Source organism: Aurantiacibacter sp. KMU-128, from assembly GCF_056933515.1.
In genome coordinates this window covers 499,297-518,827 of sequence record NZ_JBXORT010000001.1, presented here as the reverse complement: position 1 = coordinate 518,827, position 19,531 = coordinate 499,297, and the positions used below count along the sequence as shown (strand labels likewise).

At 63.8% G+C, this 19,531-nt stretch carries 17 protein-coding genes; 7 read left to right on the top strand and 10 right to left on the bottom strand.

Translation table 11 applies throughout. The annotated features are described in order from the left end of the window. Window positions 1-444: a hypothetical protein gene (locus ACS0VV_RS02665; protein ID WP_483531186.1), complete on the bottom strand. Its 444-nt coding sequence runs from the start codon at window positions 442-444 to the stop codon at window positions 1-3. A 90-nt stretch (window positions 445-534) separates the two neighbouring features. Between ACS0VV_RS02665 and ACS0VV_RS02660 the strand changes: the two genes are divergently transcribed. Then, window positions 535-1,410 carry an alpha/beta hydrolase gene (locus ACS0VV_RS02660; RefSeq protein ID WP_483531185.1) on the top strand — a complete coding sequence of 292 codons (876 nt, stop codon included), beginning with the start codon at window positions 535-537 and terminating at the stop codon, window positions 1,408-1,410. Then, complete coding sequence (locus ACS0VV_RS02655; protein ID WP_483531184.1) at window positions 1,394-2,191, top strand: heme-dependent oxidative N-demethylase family protein; 798 nt, start codon at window positions 1,394-1,396, stop codon at window positions 2,189-2,191. Before ACS0VV_RS02660 ends, ACS0VV_RS02655 begins: the two co-directional genes overlap by 17 nt. Here the strand turns inward: ACS0VV_RS02655 and ACS0VV_RS02650 are convergent. From ACS0VV_RS02650 to ACS0VV_RS02640, 3 genes are read right to left on the bottom strand one after another with little or no spacing between them, the layout of a single operon-like run. After that, window positions 2,188-3,339 (bottom strand): beta-barrel domain-containing protein, encoded by a 1,152-nt coding sequence (locus ACS0VV_RS02650; RefSeq protein WP_483531183.1) that lies wholly within the window; start codon window positions 3,337-3,339, stop codon window positions 2,188-2,190. The two genes, ACS0VV_RS02655 and ACS0VV_RS02650, sit on opposite strands and share 4 nt — an antisense overlap. Continuing rightward, entirely contained in the window at window positions 3,336-5,468 is a 2,133-nt protein-coding gene (locus tag ACS0VV_RS02645; protein WP_483531182.1) for an ATP-binding cassette domain-containing protein, read from the bottom strand. The genes ACS0VV_RS02650 and ACS0VV_RS02645 overlap by 4 nt, the downstream gene beginning before the upstream one ends. Beyond that, complete coding sequence (locus ACS0VV_RS02640) at window positions 5,465-6,811, bottom strand: TolC family protein (RefSeq protein ID WP_483531181.1); 1,347 nt, start codon at window positions 6,809-6,811, stop codon at window positions 5,465-5,467. Before ACS0VV_RS02640 ends, ACS0VV_RS02645 begins: the two co-directional genes overlap by 4 nt. Window positions 6,812-7,220: 409 nt before the next feature. On the opposite strand from ACS0VV_RS02640, the gene ACS0VV_RS02635 reads away from it, so the two are divergent. The 4 genes from ACS0VV_RS02635 to ACS0VV_RS02620 are packed head-to-tail and all read left to right on the top strand — an operon-like array spanning window position 7,221 to window position 11,908. Further along, window positions 7,221-8,672, top strand: a complete 1,452-nt coding sequence (locus tag ACS0VV_RS02635; protein ID WP_483531180.1) for an efflux transporter outer membrane subunit — start codon at window positions 7,221-7,223, stop codon at window positions 8,670-8,672. Further along, the gene (locus ACS0VV_RS02630) at window positions 8,669-9,982 is read left to right on the top strand and encodes an efflux RND transporter periplasmic adaptor subunit (protein ID WP_483531179.1); all 1,314 of its coding nucleotides are present in this window, start codon (window positions 8,669-8,671) and stop codon (window positions 9,980-9,982) included. Before ACS0VV_RS02635 ends, ACS0VV_RS02630 begins: the two co-directional genes overlap by 4 nt. Window positions 9,983-9,989: 7 nt before the next feature. After that, a complete protein-coding gene (locus ACS0VV_RS02625) occupies window positions 9,990-10,700 on the top strand; it encodes an ABC transporter ATP-binding protein (protein ID WP_483531178.1) in 711 nt (236 codons plus the stop codon). 5 nt (window positions 10,701-10,705) lie between these two features. Beyond that, window positions 10,706-11,908, top strand: coding sequence for an ABC transporter permease (locus ACS0VV_RS02620; RefSeq protein WP_483533487.1), 1,203 nt, complete (start codon window positions 10,706-10,708; stop codon window positions 11,906-11,908). Between the two features lie 159 nt (window positions 11,909-12,067). On the opposite strand, the gene fahA is transcribed toward ACS0VV_RS02620, so the two are convergent. Then, entirely contained in the window at window positions 12,068-13,357 is a 1,290-nt protein-coding gene (gene fahA / locus ACS0VV_RS02615; protein WP_483531177.1) for a fumarylacetoacetase, read from the bottom strand. Further along, window positions 13,358-14,626 carry a homogentisate 1,2-dioxygenase gene (gene hmgA, locus ACS0VV_RS02610; RefSeq protein WP_483531176.1) on the bottom strand — a complete coding sequence of 423 codons (1,269 nt, stop codon included), beginning with the start codon at window positions 14,624-14,626 and terminating at the stop codon, window positions 13,358-13,360. Window positions 14,627-14,696: 70 nt separating this feature from the next. Here hmgA and maiA point away from each other — a divergent pair, with 70 nt between their 5' ends. Beyond that, window positions 14,697-15,329, top strand: a complete 633-nt coding sequence (gene maiA / locus ACS0VV_RS02605) for a maleylacetoacetate isomerase (RefSeq protein ID WP_483531175.1) — start codon at window positions 14,697-14,699, stop codon at window positions 15,327-15,329. Here the strand turns inward: maiA and ACS0VV_RS02600 are convergent. The 4 genes from ACS0VV_RS02600 to bioB are packed head-to-tail and all read right to left on the bottom strand — an operon-like array spanning window position 15,326 to window position 19,407. Beyond that, the gene (locus ACS0VV_RS02600) at window positions 15,326-16,582 is read right to left on the bottom strand and encodes an adenosylmethionine--8-amino-7-oxononanoate transaminase (protein WP_483531174.1); all 1,257 of its coding nucleotides are present in this window, start codon (window positions 16,580-16,582) and stop codon (window positions 15,326-15,328) included. The two genes, maiA and ACS0VV_RS02600, sit on opposite strands and share 4 nt — an antisense overlap. Beyond that, window positions 16,579-17,202 carry a dethiobiotin synthase gene (gene bioD, locus ACS0VV_RS02595; RefSeq protein ID WP_483531173.1) on the bottom strand — a complete coding sequence of 208 codons (624 nt, stop codon included), beginning with the start codon at window positions 17,200-17,202 and terminating at the stop codon, window positions 16,579-16,581. The genes ACS0VV_RS02600 and bioD overlap by 4 nt, the downstream gene beginning before the upstream one ends. Next, window positions 17,199-18,353, bottom strand: coding sequence for an aminotransferase class I/II-fold pyridoxal phosphate-dependent enzyme (locus ACS0VV_RS02590; RefSeq protein ID WP_483531172.1), 1,155 nt, complete (start codon window positions 18,351-18,353; stop codon window positions 17,199-17,201). The genes bioD and ACS0VV_RS02590 overlap by 4 nt, the downstream gene beginning before the upstream one ends. Window positions 18,354-18,357: 4 nt before the next feature. After that, window positions 18,358-19,407, bottom strand: coding sequence for a biotin synthase BioB (gene bioB / locus ACS0VV_RS02585; RefSeq protein WP_483533486.1), 1,050 nt, complete (start codon window positions 19,405-19,407; stop codon window positions 18,358-18,360). Between the last annotated feature and the right edge of the window lie 124 nt (window positions 19,408-19,531).

Genomic DNA, 19,531 nt, shown 5'->3' with positions numbered 1-19,531 from the left:
TCAGGCAGCCTTTAGCGCAGGGGCCGGTCGGTCATCGTCATTCGCTGCTGGTCTTTCAGGGCGCGAACCATGCGCGGTGCGCCTGGCGCGGGAACGAACACGTCGCATGGGTAAGAGCAAAACATAGGCGAAGCGGGATGCCATGGCCTTTGCGCTGGCATAAGCACTCGCCAGCAACGTGACCGCTACAGCGTCAAAATAGATCGCAAGTTCCATCGCATAGGCGGTAAAAAACTCCGGGCCGAGCAGTACAATGAATTCCCCGCCTGCGAATAGGACGGGAATCAGGATGATCGCATAAAGCAGGTGATGCGAACGGAAACGGCCCAGCATTTCGACCGGACGCTCCACCAGCTCTTCATGGCACAGTTTCCCGAACTTCGTCTGCGGGAAGAACAGCACGGCGATAAGACAGATGGCGAAGAAGCCGGAGAATGCGATCATGCAGCCGAGATAGGCGATGGGGTGCCGGTTGGGAAGTGGGCGGCGAAGGGCCTATTGACCTCGCCCTTCCCCTCAACGAAAGCACGGGCGATGCGCTACATACTCGCTCTGCCGCTTATCGCCATGGTCGCCATTGGTTCGGCCTTCTATTACGACCGCCTGCGCACATTCGACACCTTCGTGCCGAAGGATGCGGGCGGGGCGCTGATTGCGGAAGGCATCGCCTATGGCGAGCATCCGTTGCAGAAGCTGGACATTTACGCGCCGACCGAAGGGCCAGACACTATGCGGCCCGTGCTCTTCTGGCTCTACGGCGGCAGCTGGAACAGCGGGACACGCAGCGGCTATAGCTGGCTCGGCCGCGCATTGGCAGCGCAGGGATTTGTCGTCGTGATTGCCGATTACCGCCTCGTCCCCGAAGTCCGCTTCCCCGGCTTTGTCGAGGATAGCGCGGCGGCCTTCCGCTGGGTGCGCGGCAATATCGCCCGCTATGGCGGCGACGCGGAACGGATCGTCATCGGCGGGCATTCGGCGGGCGCGTATAATGGCGCGATGCTGGCGCATGATCCGCAATGGCTGGGGGAAGACCGTGCGGCGGTGGCGGGCTTTGTCGGGCTGGCGGGGCCGTATGACTTCTACCCCTTCGATACCGACTCAACCATCGCCGCCTTCAGCCAATGGCCCGCGCCGCTGGAAACGCAGCCCGTCACATATGCCGACGAAACCGCTCCGCCCGCGCTGCTGCTGACGGGCGATATCGACACCACGGTCAAACCGCGCAATTCCGAAGCTTTGCGCGCGCGGCTCACGGCTGCGGGGGTGGAGGCGAAGATGGTGGCCTATGCAGAAATCGACCATATCGAAATCATTACCGCTATCTCCCGCCCCTTCCGCGACAAGGCTCCGGTGCTCGAAGACATCAGCCGCTTTGTGCGCGATGTAACCAGCGATGACAGCGCAGACTGAGCCGCGCCTCGGCTTTGGCGTCAACGCGCTGCTCCCCAAAGCGCGCGGCGGCGGGGCCTTGCGGATGGGGCTGGCGGCGCTCTCCGAAAGCGAGTGGTTGCAGGATGAGCCTGATCTGGCCGCGCGCGCGGCGGCGTTCGATGCGTATCCCGAAAGCGTGCAGGTGATGGCCTGCGCGCAGAATGCGGCGGCGGAGCTAGCGGCAATGTTTGGCAGTTCCGACGGACTGGAAGGCGCGGCGCGCGCGGCATGGGAAGATATGTGCCTGCTTATGCCCGATGCTGCGGGTGTTTACCGGCTGGCGGGCGCGGCGGTGGCCTTTCCCACCGACTGGCATCCGGCGGACAAAATGGGCCAGCCGCTGATCGGTTTGCACAAGCCAATCCACGGCTATGCCGAACAATTGGCGAGCGGGGTCGATCATTTTATGGCCTCGCTCAAGCCGGGGCGGATTTTCGGGCGCTGCAACTGGTTCGTCGCGCCGACGCCTGCACTGCGCTGGATCGATACCGAGCCGCCATCGGTCACTTTTGCGGGCGTGACGGCGGAGAATGCGGGCGAGACATTGTTCGTGCGCAGCGAGCGGCAGACCCTGCGACGCCTGCCGCAAACGGGCGCGATCGTGTTCACGATCGGCGTGTATGTGGAGCCGCTGGCTGCTTTGACGCCCGACAATCTGGCGCGGCTGGTGGAGGCGGTTGCGACCATTCCGCCAGAGGAGGCTGAACGGCGCGGAGCGGAGTATTGGGCGGCGCAACTCACCAGCTACGCCGCGCGTTAACGCTCCTGCATCGATTGCCGTGTGGTTTTGAGCAGCGGCTTGGTCAGATATTCCCAAACCGTCTGGCTACCCGTCAGGATTTCCGCGGTGGCGGTCATGCCGGGTTGCAGATCGATCCGTTCGCCTTCGTTGCGCGGGCGCATGGTGGCGGTGTCGACTTCCAGATTGACGCGGTAATAGATGTTGACCGTGCCGTCCGATCCTTCCTCTGACAAAGTATCGGGGCTGATGAACACCACTTCGCCATCGCCGCTGCCATAGACGGCGCTGTCATAGGCGTCGAAATTCACCCGCGCGCGCTGGCCCAGCGAGACAAAGGCAATATCGCGCGGCGGCACCTGCGCCTCGACGATCAGCCGTTCGCCCGTCGGCACGATTTGCAGCACCTCGTCGCCGGGGCGCAGTACGCCGCCCACGGTGGTGAAGCGGACGTTCTTCACAATCCCATCGGTCGGCGCGGTCAGCGACGCCCCGCGCAAGCTGTCCTGCCGCTGGGTGAGCAATTGCTGCGCGGCGACCAGCTCTTCTTCGGTCTGCGCGAATTCGGTTTGCAGATCGCGGATATATTGCGCGCGGATATTGGAAATGCGCCCCTCGGTCTCGACAATCGCGCGCTGCATCCGGATGATTTCGGAGCGCGCGACATCGCCCGTTTCAAGCAGCGGCATATTCAGATCGAGTTCTTCCTGCTGCAAATCCGCCATGCCCCGCAGCGATGCGGTTTCGGATACCAGCGCCGCGCGGCGGCGTTCGTAAAGCTGGCGCTGGTTGGCGGTGAATTCGGGAAAATCGTTGAGGCTGGCAGGAAAGCTCAGCGGCTTGTCGAACAGTTCCGCATCGATCCGCGCCATCCGGCTTTCGAGCGCTGCCACACGCCCCCGCGCTTCGGCAACGCCTGCGGTCAGCTGCACCGTGTCCAGCTCAACCAGCAATTGCCCCGCTTCGACATAATCGCCCTCCCGCACCAGAATGCGCGAGATCGATCCGCCTTCCTCGCTCTGCACCACCTGCACGCGGGCGAAGGGCACCACGCGGCCCGGCGCGCGGGTCACCTGATCGAGCTCGGCCCATTGCGACCAGGCGACAAAGCCCGCCACGCAGACCGCAATGGTCAGGATGATCCAGTGCGAGGGACGAAAACGGCTCATGACATTTTCCTGCCTTTGACCGATGCGGTGATCGTGCCTTCGGTTTGCGCCGGACGCTTTTGCGGCGTTCCGGCCTGCGCCGCGCGCGCCTGCAATTCCTGTTTGAAGCTTTCGGTGGAACCGTCCTTGGTAATCTGCCCGTTCGCCATCACGATGATCCGGTCGAACCGTTCGAGCAGCTTCATCTTGTGCGTCACCATGACAAGGATCGATGTGCCGTCCAGCTGCGCGAAGATCGCGCCCAGCGCGGCGGCCTCGGTCGCCTCGTCCAGGGCAGCGGTCGGCTCGTCGAGCAGCCATATCCTGGGTTCGGACAGCAGCAGCCGGTTGATACCCACCATCGCGCGCTGCCCGCCTGAAAGCCCGCGGCCGCCTTCCTGGATTTGCAGGCTCAGCCCGTCCTGCTGCGCGGCGATCATCGCGTCGAGCCGCGTGCGGCGGGCGACTTCCATGATCTCTTCATCGGTGACATCGCCAATGCCCATCGACAGATTGTCGCGCAAAGTGCCGTTGATCAGCCGCGCGTCCTGCGTAACGTAACCGATATGCTTGCGGGCAATGTCTTCCGCCACCTGCCCCAGATCAAGATTAGCGAGCAGCACGCTGCCCTGTTGCGGCTGGTAAAGGCCGCTCAGCAGCTTGATGAGCGTCGATTTGCCCGAACCGATTCCGCCGATCACAGCGACCTTTTCGCCCGGTTCGATTGTGAGCGCTTCGATCTGCAAGGCCGCGCGCTGCGCCCCGGCATAGCCGAAAACGACATCTTTCAACGCGTAACCGCCCTGCAAATGGTCGGGCCGCAAGGCGCCCGCGCCGCTTGACGCATCAAGCGGCAGCGCCATGATCGAATCGAGCGCTTTCAAGGAAGACTTCGCATAACCCCACTGCACGATCAGATTGGGCAGCTGCGCCACCAGCGGGCCGTTGATGCGCCCGGCGATGATCGAACAGGCCAGCAGCGCGCCGGTGGTGATTTCGCCCTGTGAAGCAAGGAACGCACCCCAGCCCATGATTACGACATAGGCGGTCTGTTGCAGCGTCGAGAACAGCGAACCGGCGACCGAGGAAGCCTTCTTCACCGGCAATTCGTAATGGTGGATTTCGCGCACCAGCCGGTTCCAGCGGCCCATCATGAACCAGCCGCCGCGATTGGCCTTGATCGTTTCGGTCGCGTCGAGCGATTCGACCTGCATCCCGTTCTTGCGGTTGCCGCTCACCTGCGCGCGGTCGGTGCCGTTGCGGATGATCCGGCTGAGGATGAACGCCAGCAGCATGGCAATCGGCAGGCTGAGAATGGGCACCAGCGCCAGCTTGCCGCCGATCATCGCGATGACGACGATGAAGAAGATCGCGAACGGCAGGTCAGCGAGCATGAACAGCGAGCCCGAGGACATCACCTGCCGCACCTGTTCCTGTCCGCGCAGCTGGCTCGCCATCGTGCCGATCCCCGGCGGGCGCGCATCGAGGCGGATGGCCTGCGCGCGCGCGAAGAAAAACTCGCTGACTTCGGCATCGATATCCTGCGCCTCGCGCTCGATCAGCAGCGCGCGAAGGCTCCGCAACACCAGATCGAGCAGCAGCGCGAAGGCAACACCGGCGGTGAGCACAATGAGCGTGTCGTAGCTCGCCAGCGGGATCACGCGGTCATACAGCTGCATCGAGTAAAGCGAGGTCGCGAGCGTCAGCAGGTTGGCGAAAACGGTAGCAAGGCCAGCCATCACAAGCGGCTGCTTGCGACGCTTGATTGCGCGCCAGAAAACTGCCGCCGCGCCGCCCGCATCCTTGGCCAGCGGATCGGGAATGTTTACGGTGAAGAAGGTCTGTTCGTGGTCGAACGGCAGCACGCCGCGTTCGCCCACCAGCGACATGACGTCCTCTCCGTCCCACTGCCGCACCACCGCCCAGCCAACCACCGGATCATGGACGATCAGCGGAAACTGGTCGGGCCGCGGCCGTCCGGTGATGCGGCGTGCGGGCTGCCAGCCGATCCGGCCGAGCAAAGCGGCCAGCGCATCGACGCCGTCGGGCAGAAATTCCCCCTGCAATTCCGCGTTCCATTGCGGCGCCAGCGGCTTGCCAGTGGCGCGGGCGAAATTGCGGATGGCGGTTTCGGCGGTGCCGTCGCTCATGGCCGTTCGCCTCCCGCTTCGGGTTGCCAACGGCAGGACAGCGCCAGAATGCGCGCCGTGGCCGCCGCCGCGCTGACCCGCGCGTCGCTTTCCGACAGCCGTGCATTGGCCGCTTCGCGCACCGCGTTCATCACGTCCAGCCAGCTGCGCCGCCCGGCGATGAATTGCCGCTGATAACTGGCGATGATCTCGTCCGCAGCATCGGTGGCAAGCACGCCCGCTTCGATCCGCCGCTCGGCAGCGCGGACCAGCACATAGTCACGGCGGAGCTGCTCGCGCAGCACCCGCTCGGTCTCGGCAAAGTCGGCAAGCGCGCGGGTGATCCGCGCATCGCCCGCTTCCACCGCGCGCAATTGCGCATTGCCCGGGCCAAGCTGCGCGCGCAGTACCACGGCGGCACGGGTGCCGGTGATCTCGTTCTGCGAGACTTGCAGCAGCAATTGCGGCCACAGGCTGGAATAGGCGATATCGCGCTGCTCTTCGGCAACGGTGATGAGATTGGTCAGCGCCGCGAGGCTGGGGCTGCAGCCGAGCGCATCGGCCAGCGCGACTTCCTCTGCCGGGAGCGAGCGAGAGACACCGGGCGGCGGCAATTGCGGATCGACTGCCACGCCGCCGGTCAGCTCGGTCAGCCGGATCAGCGCGGTGTCGCGTGCTTCCATCGTGCTGGCGAGGTCAAGCTCGACCTGCGCGGTGCGCGACAGGCCCAGCGTGTAATCGGAGCGCGGCGAAACTTCCTGCGCCACCCGCCTGCCAATCGCGGCGAGCAGCTCATTATGTTCGACAAGGCTCGCTTCGAGCACAGTGACCCGTTCGGCTGCCAGCACGTAATCGTAATAGGCGGAGACGACCCGCAGCACGATATCGCGCTCGGCCTCGTCGATCCGGTCGCGTCCGACACGCGAGGAGGCGCGCGCGCGGTCAATCTCGTTATTGATCCGCCCTGCGGTCCACAGCGGCTGTTCGAGCGTGGCATTGAGCGCAAACCCGTCCTGATCGGCGAAGGATGATCCTTCGGTAGCCAGCAGTGCCTCGACCGAGACGCTGGGATAGCGGCGGAAGCGGGCCCCTCGCAATTCGGCGTCAAGGGCGGTCGATTCGGCTTCTGCCGCATCCACCAGCGGATGGGTGTTCGCAGCAATGCGCGCCGCGAGATCGAGCGGATCGGGGATCGCCGCCGGGGTTCCCCCGTGTGCGGGAGCAGGCTGCGCGGCGGTCGGGCCATAGACCGGGCCTGCAACGGGGCCATACACCGGCGGCAATTCCTGCCGCTCCTGCGCGCTCAGCCCGGCAGAGAGCGCAAGGCACCCTGATACGGCAATCAGTCTGGCTAGGGCACGCATAGTCCGTTCGAACTCAAACCCGCTTATCTGGGGGAACATCCGGTACACTCCACGCTAACCGGACCATTCAGCCCTGTGTGCGAAACCCCCTCCGCCAGCCACAAGGCGCGTGCTCGCGCACACATTGTTCGGACGCGCGTTCTCCCCATTTCCGCTATGCAAAGCAACCGCCTATTTGCATTCCGGCGTAAATTGCGACACTGGCGTATTAATCGGGCAATACAGTTTGGTCGATAAATGTCGGCGCTTGGTGGAAGAGGGACTGGCGCTGTCGGGGGCGACACGGCAGCTTTGTTGCTGAAAATCCACGGCTTGGCGGGCACGACAGGCTCTGGGTAAGTCGCGGTTGGAGCATCGCCCAACACGCGCTAAGCACGGGAAGGGACGCAATATCAGGGGGCTTTCACACATGGTTCGATCAGGCACAGTGGCGCGGCCCTTGCTGCTCGCCCCTGCCCTGCTGGCGCTGGCCGCCTGCGCCACGCCGCGCGCGGTGGAGGTACCTGCGCCTGCTATCGCCGTGCCGGAAAGCTGGGCGCAGAGCGATCCCGCGCCGATCACCGCCGATATCACCGAATACTGGACGCTGCTCGGCGATCCGCTGATCAATGAATTTGTCGAGCAGGCGATTCTCGAAAACCGCGATCTTGCTGTCAGCGCCGCGCGGCTCGATCAGGCGCGGGCATCCCTCGTGCAAGCGCGCGCGGGCTATTTGCCCAGCGTGAGCGGCAGTGGCGGTGTATCCACCAGCGCGGGTAATCTCTCGAACGAGGATCTGCGCTTCAATATCGGCGCCGATGCGGCGTGGGAGCTTGACTTGTTCGGCCAGATTTCGGGCGGAGTGCGCGCTGCCGAGGCCGATCTGGCGAGCGCCGGATATTCGCTCGCCGACCTCCAGCGGCTGATTGTCGGGCAAGTCGCTATCGCCACGATCAACGCCCGCGCCACTGCGCAGCAGTTGCGGCTGACGCGCGAGACGCTGGCCTATCAGGACGACAATCTGCAAATCGCCCGCTGGCGCAACCAGGCGGGTCTGGTGAGCAGCCTGGATGTCGAGCAGGCCCGCGCGCAGCGGGCGCAAACGGCGGCACAGATTCCCGCGCTTGAAGCCAGCCTGACAGGCACTGCCAATGCCATTTCGACATTGATCGGAGAGCCTCCCGGCCGCGTGCTCGATGCCATTCTCGCCAGCAGTGCGGCTCCTGTGCCCACGCCCCCTTCGCTCAACGGCTTTGCCGCGCCCGCCGATGTGCTGCGCCGCCGCCCCGATGTGCGTGCAGCGGAAGCGACGCTCATTTCCAGCAGTGCCCGCATCGGCATTGCCCGCGCGCAACTGCTCCCGCTGGTGCGGCTGACCGGGTCGATTGGCACCGGTTCAAATCCGCTTGGCAGCATTTTCGATGTGATCACCGGCAACTTGTTCGCCGGATTCAGCCAGTTGCTCTTCGACGGCGGCCGCGCGCAGGCGCAGGTCGACAGTGCTGAAGCAGGCGCCCGCGCCTCGCTCGCCTCGTGGGAGCAGGCGATTCTCAACGCGCTGGAAGATGTGGAGACCGCCGCGGTCGACCAACGCACCGCGAACGAGCGGGTGGCGCTGAACGAGGAAGCGCTGGATGCCGCCGATATGTCCGCGCTGCTCGCGCGCAGCCAGTACCAGGCGGGGCTGACCGATTTCCGCAACGTTCTTTCTGCCGAAAACCAGCTGCTGTCCGCGCAGAACCAGCTCGTGGCAGCCCAAGCCGACCGCGCGGTGGCCTTTGTCCGCCTGACGCAGGCTCTGGGCGGCGGCTGGAACGCTGCAGATTACGATTTTCCGCTGGCCGGTGCGTCCGCCCAGCCCACTGACGGGAATGCCGAATGAGCACGAGTGACACCGCCATCGCCAATGACGGCAACGATATCGCCGACTATCTCGACAGCGCAAAGCCGAAGAAGTGGTACAAGCGCAAACGCTGGTGGCTGCTGGCGATCATCATTCTCGCCCTGGTTGGTGCCGCCATCGCCTTCTCGGGCGGGGAGCAGCAGCCCAATTACATCACTGCCGAAGTGGAAGAGCGTTCGCTCGATCTCTCGGTGACAGCCACGGGCAGTCTGCGCCCGACCAACCAGGTGGAAGTCGGCTCCGAAATTTCGGGCCGGGTGGACCGCGTGCTGGTGGACGTCAACGACCGCGTCGAGCGCGGGCAGGTGCTGGCGATCATCAATACCGAAATTATCGACGACCAGATCCGGCAGGGTCAGGCGAACCTCAACGCCGCGCGCGCGCAGGTCGGGCAGGCGCAGGCGACGCTTGATGGCGATCTGGCGCAGCTCAACCGCCTGCTCGAAGTGCAGCGCATTTCGGATGGCCGCGTACCCTCTGCAGCCGAGATCGATCAGGCCCGCGCCGCTGTGAACCGTGGCCGCGCCGCGGTTGCCGCGGCACAGGCCAATGTCGCCGCCGCGCAGGCGCAGTTGAGCTCTTCGCAGGTCAGCCGTGGCCGCGCGACAATCCGCTCGCCCGTGTCCGGCGTCGTGCTCGCACGGCAGATCGAGCCGGGTCAGACCGTGGTGGCCAGTTTCAACACGCCGACGCTGTTCGTGCTCGCCGAAGACCTTGCGACGATGCAGCTGCGGGTCAATCTGGATGAGGCCGATGTGGGCCAGGTTGAGGCCGGACAGGCAGCGACCTTCACCGTCGATGCCTATCCCGGCCGCCGCTTCCCTGCGACAGTCGATCGGGTCGATCTTGCCTCCAACAATATCGCCACGGTCGGCCAGCAACAGGCGGCAGGCCAACAGGTCGTCAGCTATGAAGCGCGGCTGATTGTCGGCAATGACGACGGATTGCTGCGCCCAGGCATGACCGCGACCGCGACGATTGCGACGCGGAGCACGGGCACGCAATTGCTGGTGCCCAACAGCGCGCTGCGTTTCAATCCTGAAGAGGAAGAGGAAAGCGGCGGAGTGTTCAGCGACCCCGAATTCGGCCTCGAAGAAAATGACGAAGCATCAATCGGTGTCGGCAGCCGCCAGCGTGTCCACGTGGTGGAGGCCGACGGCACATTGCGCGCCATAGAAGTTGTCACCGGGCAGAGCGATGGCCGCTTCACCGTGGTAACTTCGGACGAACTGACCGCCGATATGGAAGTCGTCACCGGCATCCAGGCGGTAAGCGCTGAGGGCGGGTAAGGCAGACGTGAGCGAACAGCCCCTTATCGAACTGGAAGGCATCACCAAAGTCTTCGGGACGGGCGCTGCAGCGTTCCGCGCGCTGAAGGGTGTCGATCTGGCGATTGATCGCGGGGATTTTGTCGCGGTGATGGGCCCGTCGGGTTCGGGCAAATCCACCACGATGAACATCCTCGGTTGCCTCGACGTGCCGACCAGCGGCGTGTTCAAGTTCCGCGGTGTCGAAGTGCAGGCATTGTCGCGTGACCAGCGCAGTCTCCTGCGGCGGCGCTATCTCGGCTTCGTCTTCCAGGGATTCAACCTGCTCGCCCGCACAACCGCGCTGGAGAATGTCGAGCTGCCCCTGCTCTACCGCGGCGAAACCAAGAAGGCGCGGCGGATTGCCGCAGAGCGTTCGCTCGACAAGGTGGGGCTGCTGCCTTGGGCGGATCACACTCCGGCAGAGCTTTCGGGCGGTCAGCAGCAGCGTGTCGCCATCGCCCGTGCGCTCGTTACCGATCCTGACGTCCTGCTGGCGGACGAGCCGACCGGTAACCTTGATTCCGAACGCTCGATCGAAATCATGCAATTGCTCACCGAATTGAACCAGCAGGGCATCACCGTGCTGATGGTGACGCATGAGGACGAAATGGCGCATTTCGCCAAGACCATCGTGCATTTCAAAGACGGGCTGGTCGAACGGATCGATCGCGGCATCAAAGCAGGAGTCACCGCCTGATGCGTATGTTCGGCGCCACCTTGCTGCTCGCCATCCGGGAAATCCGGCGACATTTGCTGCGCAGTTTTCTCACGACATTGGGGATCATCATCGGCGTAGCCTCCGTTGTCACCATGGTGACGCTTGGCCAGGGACTTACCGCCAACGTGCAGGAAGACCTTGCCGGTCTCGGCTCCGAAGTTTTCATCGTCGTCCCGCGCCAGCCCGATATCAATGTCCCGCGCCAGCCGTTCAAGGAAGAAGACATCCAGGCGGTCCGCAACCAGATTGCCGGGGTCGAATTCGCGGCCGGCGCTGTGTTCTTCAATGCCACTGCTTTCCACAACGGGCAGGATTGGCAAACGAGCATCAACGGTGCGAGCCGGGAATTCTTCTCCGCACAGAATATCGATATCGGCGAAGGCCGCACCTTTAACGACGAGGAAGAGGCGCGCGGCGAAAGCGTGTGCATCATCGGGACGACCATAGCCGAGAAGATTTTCGTGGCCGATCAGGTGATCGGCGAAGAGATGCGGCTGAACGATGTCTCCTGCACCGTTATCGGGATTGCCGATGAACGCACCGGCGCATCGGTGGGCGGTGGCAATGATGCCAACGATATCGTCTATATGCCGCTAAAGACGGTGCAGCGGCGGTTTATCGGCAGTGACGACATCCAGTTCTTCGTCGTCAAGTACAATGCCGATTACAGCACGATTACCATCCAGAACCAGCTGGTTGACCTGCTGCGCGAGCGGCGCGTTGTCCAAGATGGCGAAGACAACAATTTCGACGTGATCGATTCGCAGGAAATCAGCAATACGATTGGTGGCGTGTTTCAGGCGCTGACCGCCGTCGTTGCGGTCATCGCGGCGATCAGCCTGTTCGTCGGCGGTATCGGCATCATGAACATCATGCTGGTCAGTGTGACCGAGCGCACCCGCGAAATCGGCATCCGCCTCGCCATTGGCGCGCTGGCGAAGGAAGTGCGGCTGCAATTCCTGACAGAGGCTGTCGTGCTCTGCTGTTTTGGCGGCATGATAGGCATTCTGCTCGCACTCGGCCTTTCAGTCCTGATCGCGGGACTGATCGAGCTTCCATTCCTGTTCAACCCCGCGCTCAACATGATGGCGTTCGCGTTCTGCGCGGTCATGGGCATTATCTTCGGCTTCTATCCCGCCTATCGCGCGAGCAAGCTCGACCCGATCGACGCGCTGCGGCACGAATAACGGCGCGCTTTCCTACATCGCCTTCGCTGTGCCAGCGCAAAGGGCATGGCACAGCGCAACCCCTTTGTTTCAAACACAAACCCCCTGCATGGCGCGCGCCGTGCAGGGGGTTTCGTTTTTGCTCCAGGACTGTGTAACAGGTGTAACAGGTTAGCCCGATTAGCCCGCAATCACCGCCCGGCATTCGCCCATGCCGATGCGCGCGAAGCCGTCGCGTTCGGCGTAGGCGCGCATGATGATCTCGTCGCCATCCTCAAGGAAGTTGCGCGTTTCGCCGTTGGCGAGTGTGATCGGCGCCTTGCCGCCTTTGGTCAGCTCGATCAGGCTGCCCTCGCCGCCTTCCGCGCCGCTGGTCAGCGTGCCGGTGCCGAGCAGATCGCCCGGCTGGAGGTTGCACCCGCCCACACTGTGATGTGCGACCAATTGCGCCGCCGTCCAATACATCGCGGTCATCGGCCCATGCGAGAGGCGATGCGGCGCGTCGCCCGCTTCGCGCATCTTGGGCGTCGAGATGAACACTTCCATCTGGATGCCGAAAGCGGCGGCGCTCATATCGTGTTGCAGATAGGGAAGCGGCTCCGGATCACCTTCGGGGCGCGGCGGCTGCGCGGTGCGGAACGGCGCGAGCGCGTCCATTGTCACCACCCAAGGACTGATGGTCGAGGCGAAGTTCTTGGCCAGAAACGGCCCCAGCGGCTGGTACTCCCAAGCCTGGATATCGCGCGCCGACCAGTCATTGAGGATCGAGATACCGGCAATGTGGTCCTCCGCCTCGCCGACCGGAATGGGGTCACCCAGTTCGTTGCCCTGCCCGATCCAGATCGCCATTTCGAGCTCGTAATCGAGCCGCTTCGACGGGCCGAAAGTGGGCGCATCGGCGTCAGGCGCCTTGGTCTGCCCGCTCGGCCGCTTCACCGGCGTGCCCGAGACGCGGATCGAAGAGCTGCGCCCGTGATAGCCGATGGGCACGTACTTGTAGTTCGGCAGCAGCGGATTGTCCGGACGAAACAGCTTGCCGATATTCACTGCGTGATGAATGCCGGTGTAGAAATCGGTGTAATCGTGGATCAGGAACGGCGCATGCATCGTGCATTCGCCCGCCGGATAGAGATGCGGCTCCACCTCGGCGCGCTTGCTGTCATCGGTGAGCAAAGCGAACACCGCTTCGCGCAAGGCCTGTACGGGGCCGCGCCCTTCAGCGAACAGCATGTTAAGTACCGGCGCATTGGCCGTGAGCGCGGCATCCTCTGCCGGGTCTTCCAGCAGCATGGCAATCGCGGGCAGATCGAGGATCATGTCGCCAATCGCCATGCCGCCACGCGGCGCGCTTTCGCCGTGGGAGAAGACGCCGAGCGGCAGGTTCTGCAAGGGAAAATCCGGATGGCCGTTGGCGCTCTCCACCCAGCTGGTGGCGGAGATGTCATGCGTGTGGTCGGTGCGCTCGGTCATTTAGGGCAGTCTCGCTTTCGGAAATCCGCTCCAGCAGGCATCGTAATCGCTCTGCAGAAGCCCGCCATTGATGGCGAAATCGGTGGTCTGGATGATCGCCCGGCTTTCAAACATGAAAGCGAGCGTATTGTCGATCTTGTGCGGTTTGAGCTCGGCAGCCATCGCCTTGGCAGTGCTGTCGACATCGGGGCCGTGGCCATTGTGCTGGTTGTGCAAGCTCGCGCCGCCAGGAACGAAGCCGCCGCCTTCTTTCGCGTCATACTCGCCATGCACCAGCCCCATGAACTCGCTCATCACATTGCGGTGGAACCAAGGCGGGCGGAAGGTGTCCTCGCCCACCATCCAGCGCGGCGGGAAGATCACGAAATCGCAATTGGCAGTGCCCGGCGTGTCGGAGGGACTGGTGAGGACGGTGAAGATGCTCGGATCGGGGTGGTCATAGCTGACCGTGCCAATCGTGTTGAAGCGCGCCAGATCGTAGCGGTAGGGCGCGGAATTGCCGTGCCAGCCGACAACGTCAAAGGGCGAGTGGTCGATCGTCACCGTCCACAGCGATCCGTTGAACTTCTGGACGATTGCGAAGTCCTCGTCGCGGTCTTCGAACCATGCCACCGGCGTTTCGAAATCGCGCGGATTGGCAAGGCCGTTTGCGCCGATGGGGCCGAGATCGGGCAGACGGAAGGGCGCGCCGTAATTCTCGCAGACATAGCCGCGTGCAGGGCCGTCGGGCAGCTCGACCCGGAAGCGCATCCCTTTGGGGATCACGCAGATATGGCCTGGGGGCACGTCCATCCGGCCGCATTCGGTGGTAACCAGCAATGCGCCCTGCTGCGGCACAATGAGCATCTCGCCATCGCTGTTCTGGAAGGCGCGATTGTCCATGCTGGCGGTCGCGGCGTAGAGGTGGATCGCGATCCCCTCATTCCCGCCATAGGTCACCATGCCATCGACGAAATCGACGCTGGCATCGGGCAAAGGCAGCGCGTCCCAGCGCAGACGGTTGGGCGAAGTATGCGCGGCATCGGGCGCGGCAAGGCGCGGTGCGCCTTTATACGGCACAAACCGCCCGTGCTCGGTCGTCGGACGCATCCGGTACAGCCATGTCCGCCGGTTCTCGGCGCGCGGCGCGGTGAAGGCGCTGGTGCTGAACTGCTCGGCATAAAGGCCGAAAGCCGGGCGCTGCGGCGAATTGCGGCCTTCGGGCAAAGCGCCCGCAACGGCCTCCGTGGCGAAGTGGTTGAGAAACCCCGTTTGATAGCTCATAGCCATATAGTATCAGATGAAACTTTCACACACAATCGCCTTGCAATGCTAACGGGCGAAGCAACAGGAGGTGCCCATGAAACTCTACGGCTATTGGCGCAGCAGCACCAGCTATCGCCTGCGCATCGCGCTGGAACTCAAAGGGCTGGCTTACGAGAATTGCCCCGTCAACCTGCTCGAATCGGCGCAGAAGGATGCGGCATTCACCAGCCGCAACCCTTTTGCTGGGGTGCCGATGCTGGAGACCGAAGGCGGCGACCGTGCGCAGAGCATGGCGATCATCGAGTGGCTCGACGAAGCCTATCCCGAACGCGCGCTGCTGCCGGGCGGCATCGAAGACCGTTTCCGCGCCCGCGAGCTGGCCTATGCCATCGCGACCGAACTGCACGCGCCGCTGAACCTGCCAGTGCTCAAATATCTGAAAGACCCGCTGGGGCATTCGCAGGAAGAGATCGACAACTGGTATCGCCACTGGCTCGCCAAGACCTTGCACCCGGTGGAAGCGCGGCTGGCGCAGCTGGGAAGCGGCGATTTCCTGTTCGAAGCGCCCGGCTTCTTCGAATGCGTGCTGGTGCCGCAAATGTATAATGCGCGCCGGTTTGCTTTCGACTTCTCAAACTGCCCGCGCATGGTGCGGATCGAGACGGCGTGCAACGCGCTGGAAGCCTTCAAGAAAGCGCATCCCGATAACCAAGTGGACGCGCATTAGAGGAGCTCCGAGAGCACCTCGTCAATCGCGCCGAACACCAGCCCCAGCTGCGCCTCGGTGATGCAATAGGGCGGCATCAGATAGATCGTGTTGCCGAGCGGGCGCAGCAGGATATCGCGGGCGTAGAAACCCTGCCGCATCTTCAACCCGATATCGGCGAGATAGCCGCTGTCGCCCACATCGACATCCATCGCGATCACCGTGCCGAGCTGGCGCAGATTGGTGATCGGATGCTTGGCAGCAATGGCCTCGAACCCCGCGCGCTCGCGTTTGGCGAGCGTGGCGATGCGTTCCAGCACCGGCTCCTCACGCCAGATCGCCAGATTGGCGTTGGCGGCGGCGCAGGCGATGGGGTTCGCGGTGAAGCTGGAGGAATGGTAGAACAGCTTGCTGCGGTCAGTCGAATAATGCGCGTCGTAGATCGGTGCGGTCGCCATGGTGACGGCGAGCGGCATGGAGCCGCCAGTTAGTCCCTTCGCAAGGCAGAGGAGATCGGGGACGATCCCCGCCTGCTCACAGGCGATCAGCGTTCCCGTGCGGCCCCAGCCGGTCATAATCTCATCGGCGATGAACAGCACGCCATGGGCGGCGCATATCTCCCGCATCTCGCGCAGAATGCGGGCCGAGTACATATGCATCCCCCCTGCGCCGAGCGCCAAAGGCTCGACGATGAAGGCGGCGATATCGCCCGCAGCGCAAAGACGCTCTAGCGTGTCCAAGGCCCCGCGATCATCGTCGGCGATGGGACAGGGGACAGTATCGACTTCGAACAGCAGCGGCTCGAACGCGGCGTTGAACACGCTGGGCGCGCCCATGCTCATCGCGCCGACCGTGTCGCCGTGATAGCTGTGCTCCATCACCAGAATCTTGTGCCGCGCCTCGCCGCGATTGTGCCAGTATCCAAGCGCCATTTTGAGCGCGACTTCGACCGCTGTGGAGCCGGAATCGGAGTAGAAAACATATTCCAACTCGGGCGGCATGATCGCGGTCAGCCCGCGCGCCAGATCCTCCGCAGGCTGATGCGTCCAACCTGCGAAAATGAGCTGGTCGAGCTGCGCCGCCTGCTGCTGGATCGCTTCGACAATGCGCGGGTGGTTGTGGCCATGCGTCGTCACCCACCAGCTGGCGATGGCGTCAATCACCTCGCGCCCGTCGCTGGTGTAGAGAACTGCCCCCTCGGCGCGCTCAACAAGCGGGATGTCCTCGCCCAGCCCGTGCTGGTGGAAGGGATGCCAGACAGGTGAATGGCTCATGCGAGTTTGCCCAGGTTGATATGCGCCGCGAAGGCTGCGGCCAGAGTGTCGGCATCGAGCGGGTCGAGGAACGGCAAGCGGCCGAGCAGATTGACCGAACCGGCGCGTTCAATGGCCGATTCAGACACAGGCTCATAATCACCAACGAACGCCACTCCGGCCACCGCCACCCCGCGTGCGCGCAGCACTTCAAGCGTCATCAGCGTGTGGCTGATCGTGCCGAGCATGGTGCGCGCGACAACGACGGCGGGAAGGCCCCATTGCGCGAATATCTCGGCGGCAAGCACTTCATCGGTGTAGGGCACCAGTGCCCCACCCGCGCCCTCGACAATAAGTGGCCTGTCAGTCGCGGGCAGCGCCAGCTTCGCCAGATCAATCGTAACCCCGTCAATCCGCGCCGCCTCGTGCGGTGAGCAGGGCGTGACAAGTGTGTAGGCTTCGGGAATGATCTGCACATCGCGGCCCGCCGTCAGCCGCGTGACTGCTTGGGTGTCAGTCTCGTCCTCCAGCCCGCTTTGCACCGGCTTCCAATAGGCACCGGCCAGCGCGCCGGTCAGGCCAGCGGCAAAGATCGTCTTGCCGATGCCGGTATCGGTGCCGGTGACGGTAAAGCCCTTCATCGCAATCCTTCCATCACGTCCAGAACCTTGGCCACCACATCTGCATCATGCGCGGCGGAGAGCGAGAAGCGGATGCGGCTCGCGCCTTCGGGCACCGTTGGCGGACGGATCGCGACGCCGAGAATGCCTGCCGCCTCCAGCGCCGCACTGGCCGCCAGCGTATCCGCCTCGCTCCCGATCAGAACCGGGATGATCTGCGTGTCGGAAGCGCCGGTATCGAAGCCCAGCCCCTGCAATCCCTCGCGCAACTCCGCCGCCAATGTCTGCAAATGCGCCCGCTCGTTATCCATCTTCGGCGCCACATCCAGCGCCGCATCCATCGCGCCGAGCACGGCGGGCGGTGGCGCAGTGGTGTAGACGAAGCCCGAGGCGGCGTTGGCGAAATAGTCGCAAATCTCCTGATCTGCCGCGACATAGGCGCCGAAGCCGCCGAGCGCCTTGCTGAATGTGCCCATCACGATATCGGGCTTGTCCGCAAGACCGGCGGTGAGCCCTGCCCCGCCCGCGCCGAACACGCCGGTCGCGTGCGCCTCGTCCACCACGAGCAACGCGTCATGCTTGTAGGCGAGCGCGACTAGTGCCGGCACATCCGCGCGATCGCCATCCATGCTGAACACGCTCTCGGTGATGATGATGCGCGCGGGCGCTTTGGCACCATGCTCCACCAGCAATTCTTCCAGATGCGCCAGATCATTGTGGCTGTAGGCGTGATGCTTGGTGCGCCCCGCGCGGATGCCATGATGGATGCTGGCATGAACGAGCCAGTCGGCGAAGACTGCCGCTTCCGGCTCCAGCTTCATAAGCGCCGGAATGATCGCGGCATTGGCTTGCCAGCCGGTGGCGAAGAGCAGTGCGGATTGGGTGCCTTTGAACGCTGCGACCTTTGCCTCGACCGCTTTGTGTGCCTCCAAGGTGCCCGTCACCAGCCGTGAGCCGCGCGCAGAGGTGCCGTATCGCTGCGTCCATTCGACCGCGCGGCGGGTCAATTCGGGGTGGTGTGCGAGGCCGAGATAGTCATTGCTCGAAAGGTCGATCAGCTCGCGCCCTTCGCGCATCACATGGCCGGGCCGCGCGGGCGCAATGGCGCGCAGGCTGCGCAGGCGGTTCGCGGCTTTGCGCTCCGCCAGGGCTTCGGCAAACCGGTGTCGCATGGCGCTATTCGGCAGGTATGCTTTCGGGCGCGCAGGCTCCGGCGCAGGCTTTCTCCGCGCGCATCGGTTCCTCGCCTTGCATTGCCTTGAGGCCAAGCCGCGCAAACAGGGCCGCATCGCTGTCGTCACCCGCATTGGGCGCGGTGAGCAGTTTGTCGCCGGTGAAGATCGAGTTCGCCCCTGCCATGAAGCACAGCGCCTGCGTCGCATCGCTCATGCTCTCGCGTCCGGCGGAGAGGCGCACCATGCTTTTCGGCATACAAATCCGCGCCACCGCGACGGTGCGGACAAATTCGATATCGTCGATCTTGGCCATCGGCGTATCCGCCAGCATATCGCCCAGCGGCGTGCCCTTGACCGGCACCAGCGCGTTCACCGGCACGCTTTCGGGATGCCGCTCCAGCGTCGCCAAAGTGTGCACAAAACCGACACGGTCCGCGCGCGTTTCGCCCATGCCGACAATCCCGCCGCTGCACACATTGATGCCCGAATTGCGGACGTTCGCCAGCGTATCGAGACGGTCCTGATAATTGCGCGTGGTAATCACCCGGTCGTAATATTCGGGGCCGGTATCGACATTGTGGTTGTAGTAATCGAGCCCCGCCTCGGCGAGCTGTTCCGCCTGCGACGGGGTGAGCATCCCCAGCGTCATGCAGGTTTCCATCCCCATGGCGCGCACGCCCTTCACGATCTCCACGATCTTGGGCATATCGCGATCTTTGGGGTTCCGCCACGCGGCGCCCATGCAGAAGCGCTGGCTGCCCGCATCCTTGGCCTGTGCGGCGCTTTGCAGAACCGCGCGCACATCCATCAGCTTGGTCGCTTCCACCCCGCTGTCCGCATGGGCGCTTTGCGAGCAATAACCGCAATCTTCGGGACAGCCGCCGGTCTTGATCGAGAGCAATGTGCACAACTGCACTTCGTCCGCCGCATGGTGCGCACGGTGCGTCTGCGCGGCGCGGAACAGCAATTCGGTGAAAGGCAGATCGAACAGCGCGGCGATTTCCTCGCGCGTCCAGTCGGTGCGGATCGTGGTGGCTTCGGGCGGTGTCATGCTCATGCCGTGGCAATGGCGAAAAAGGCCACCAAGGTAAAGATGCGAGCGGTTTGCGGCGCAAACCTTGACGGTTCCCAAACCGACGCCCGCAAGCTCGCGCGGCCGTTAATGTTAGTCACAC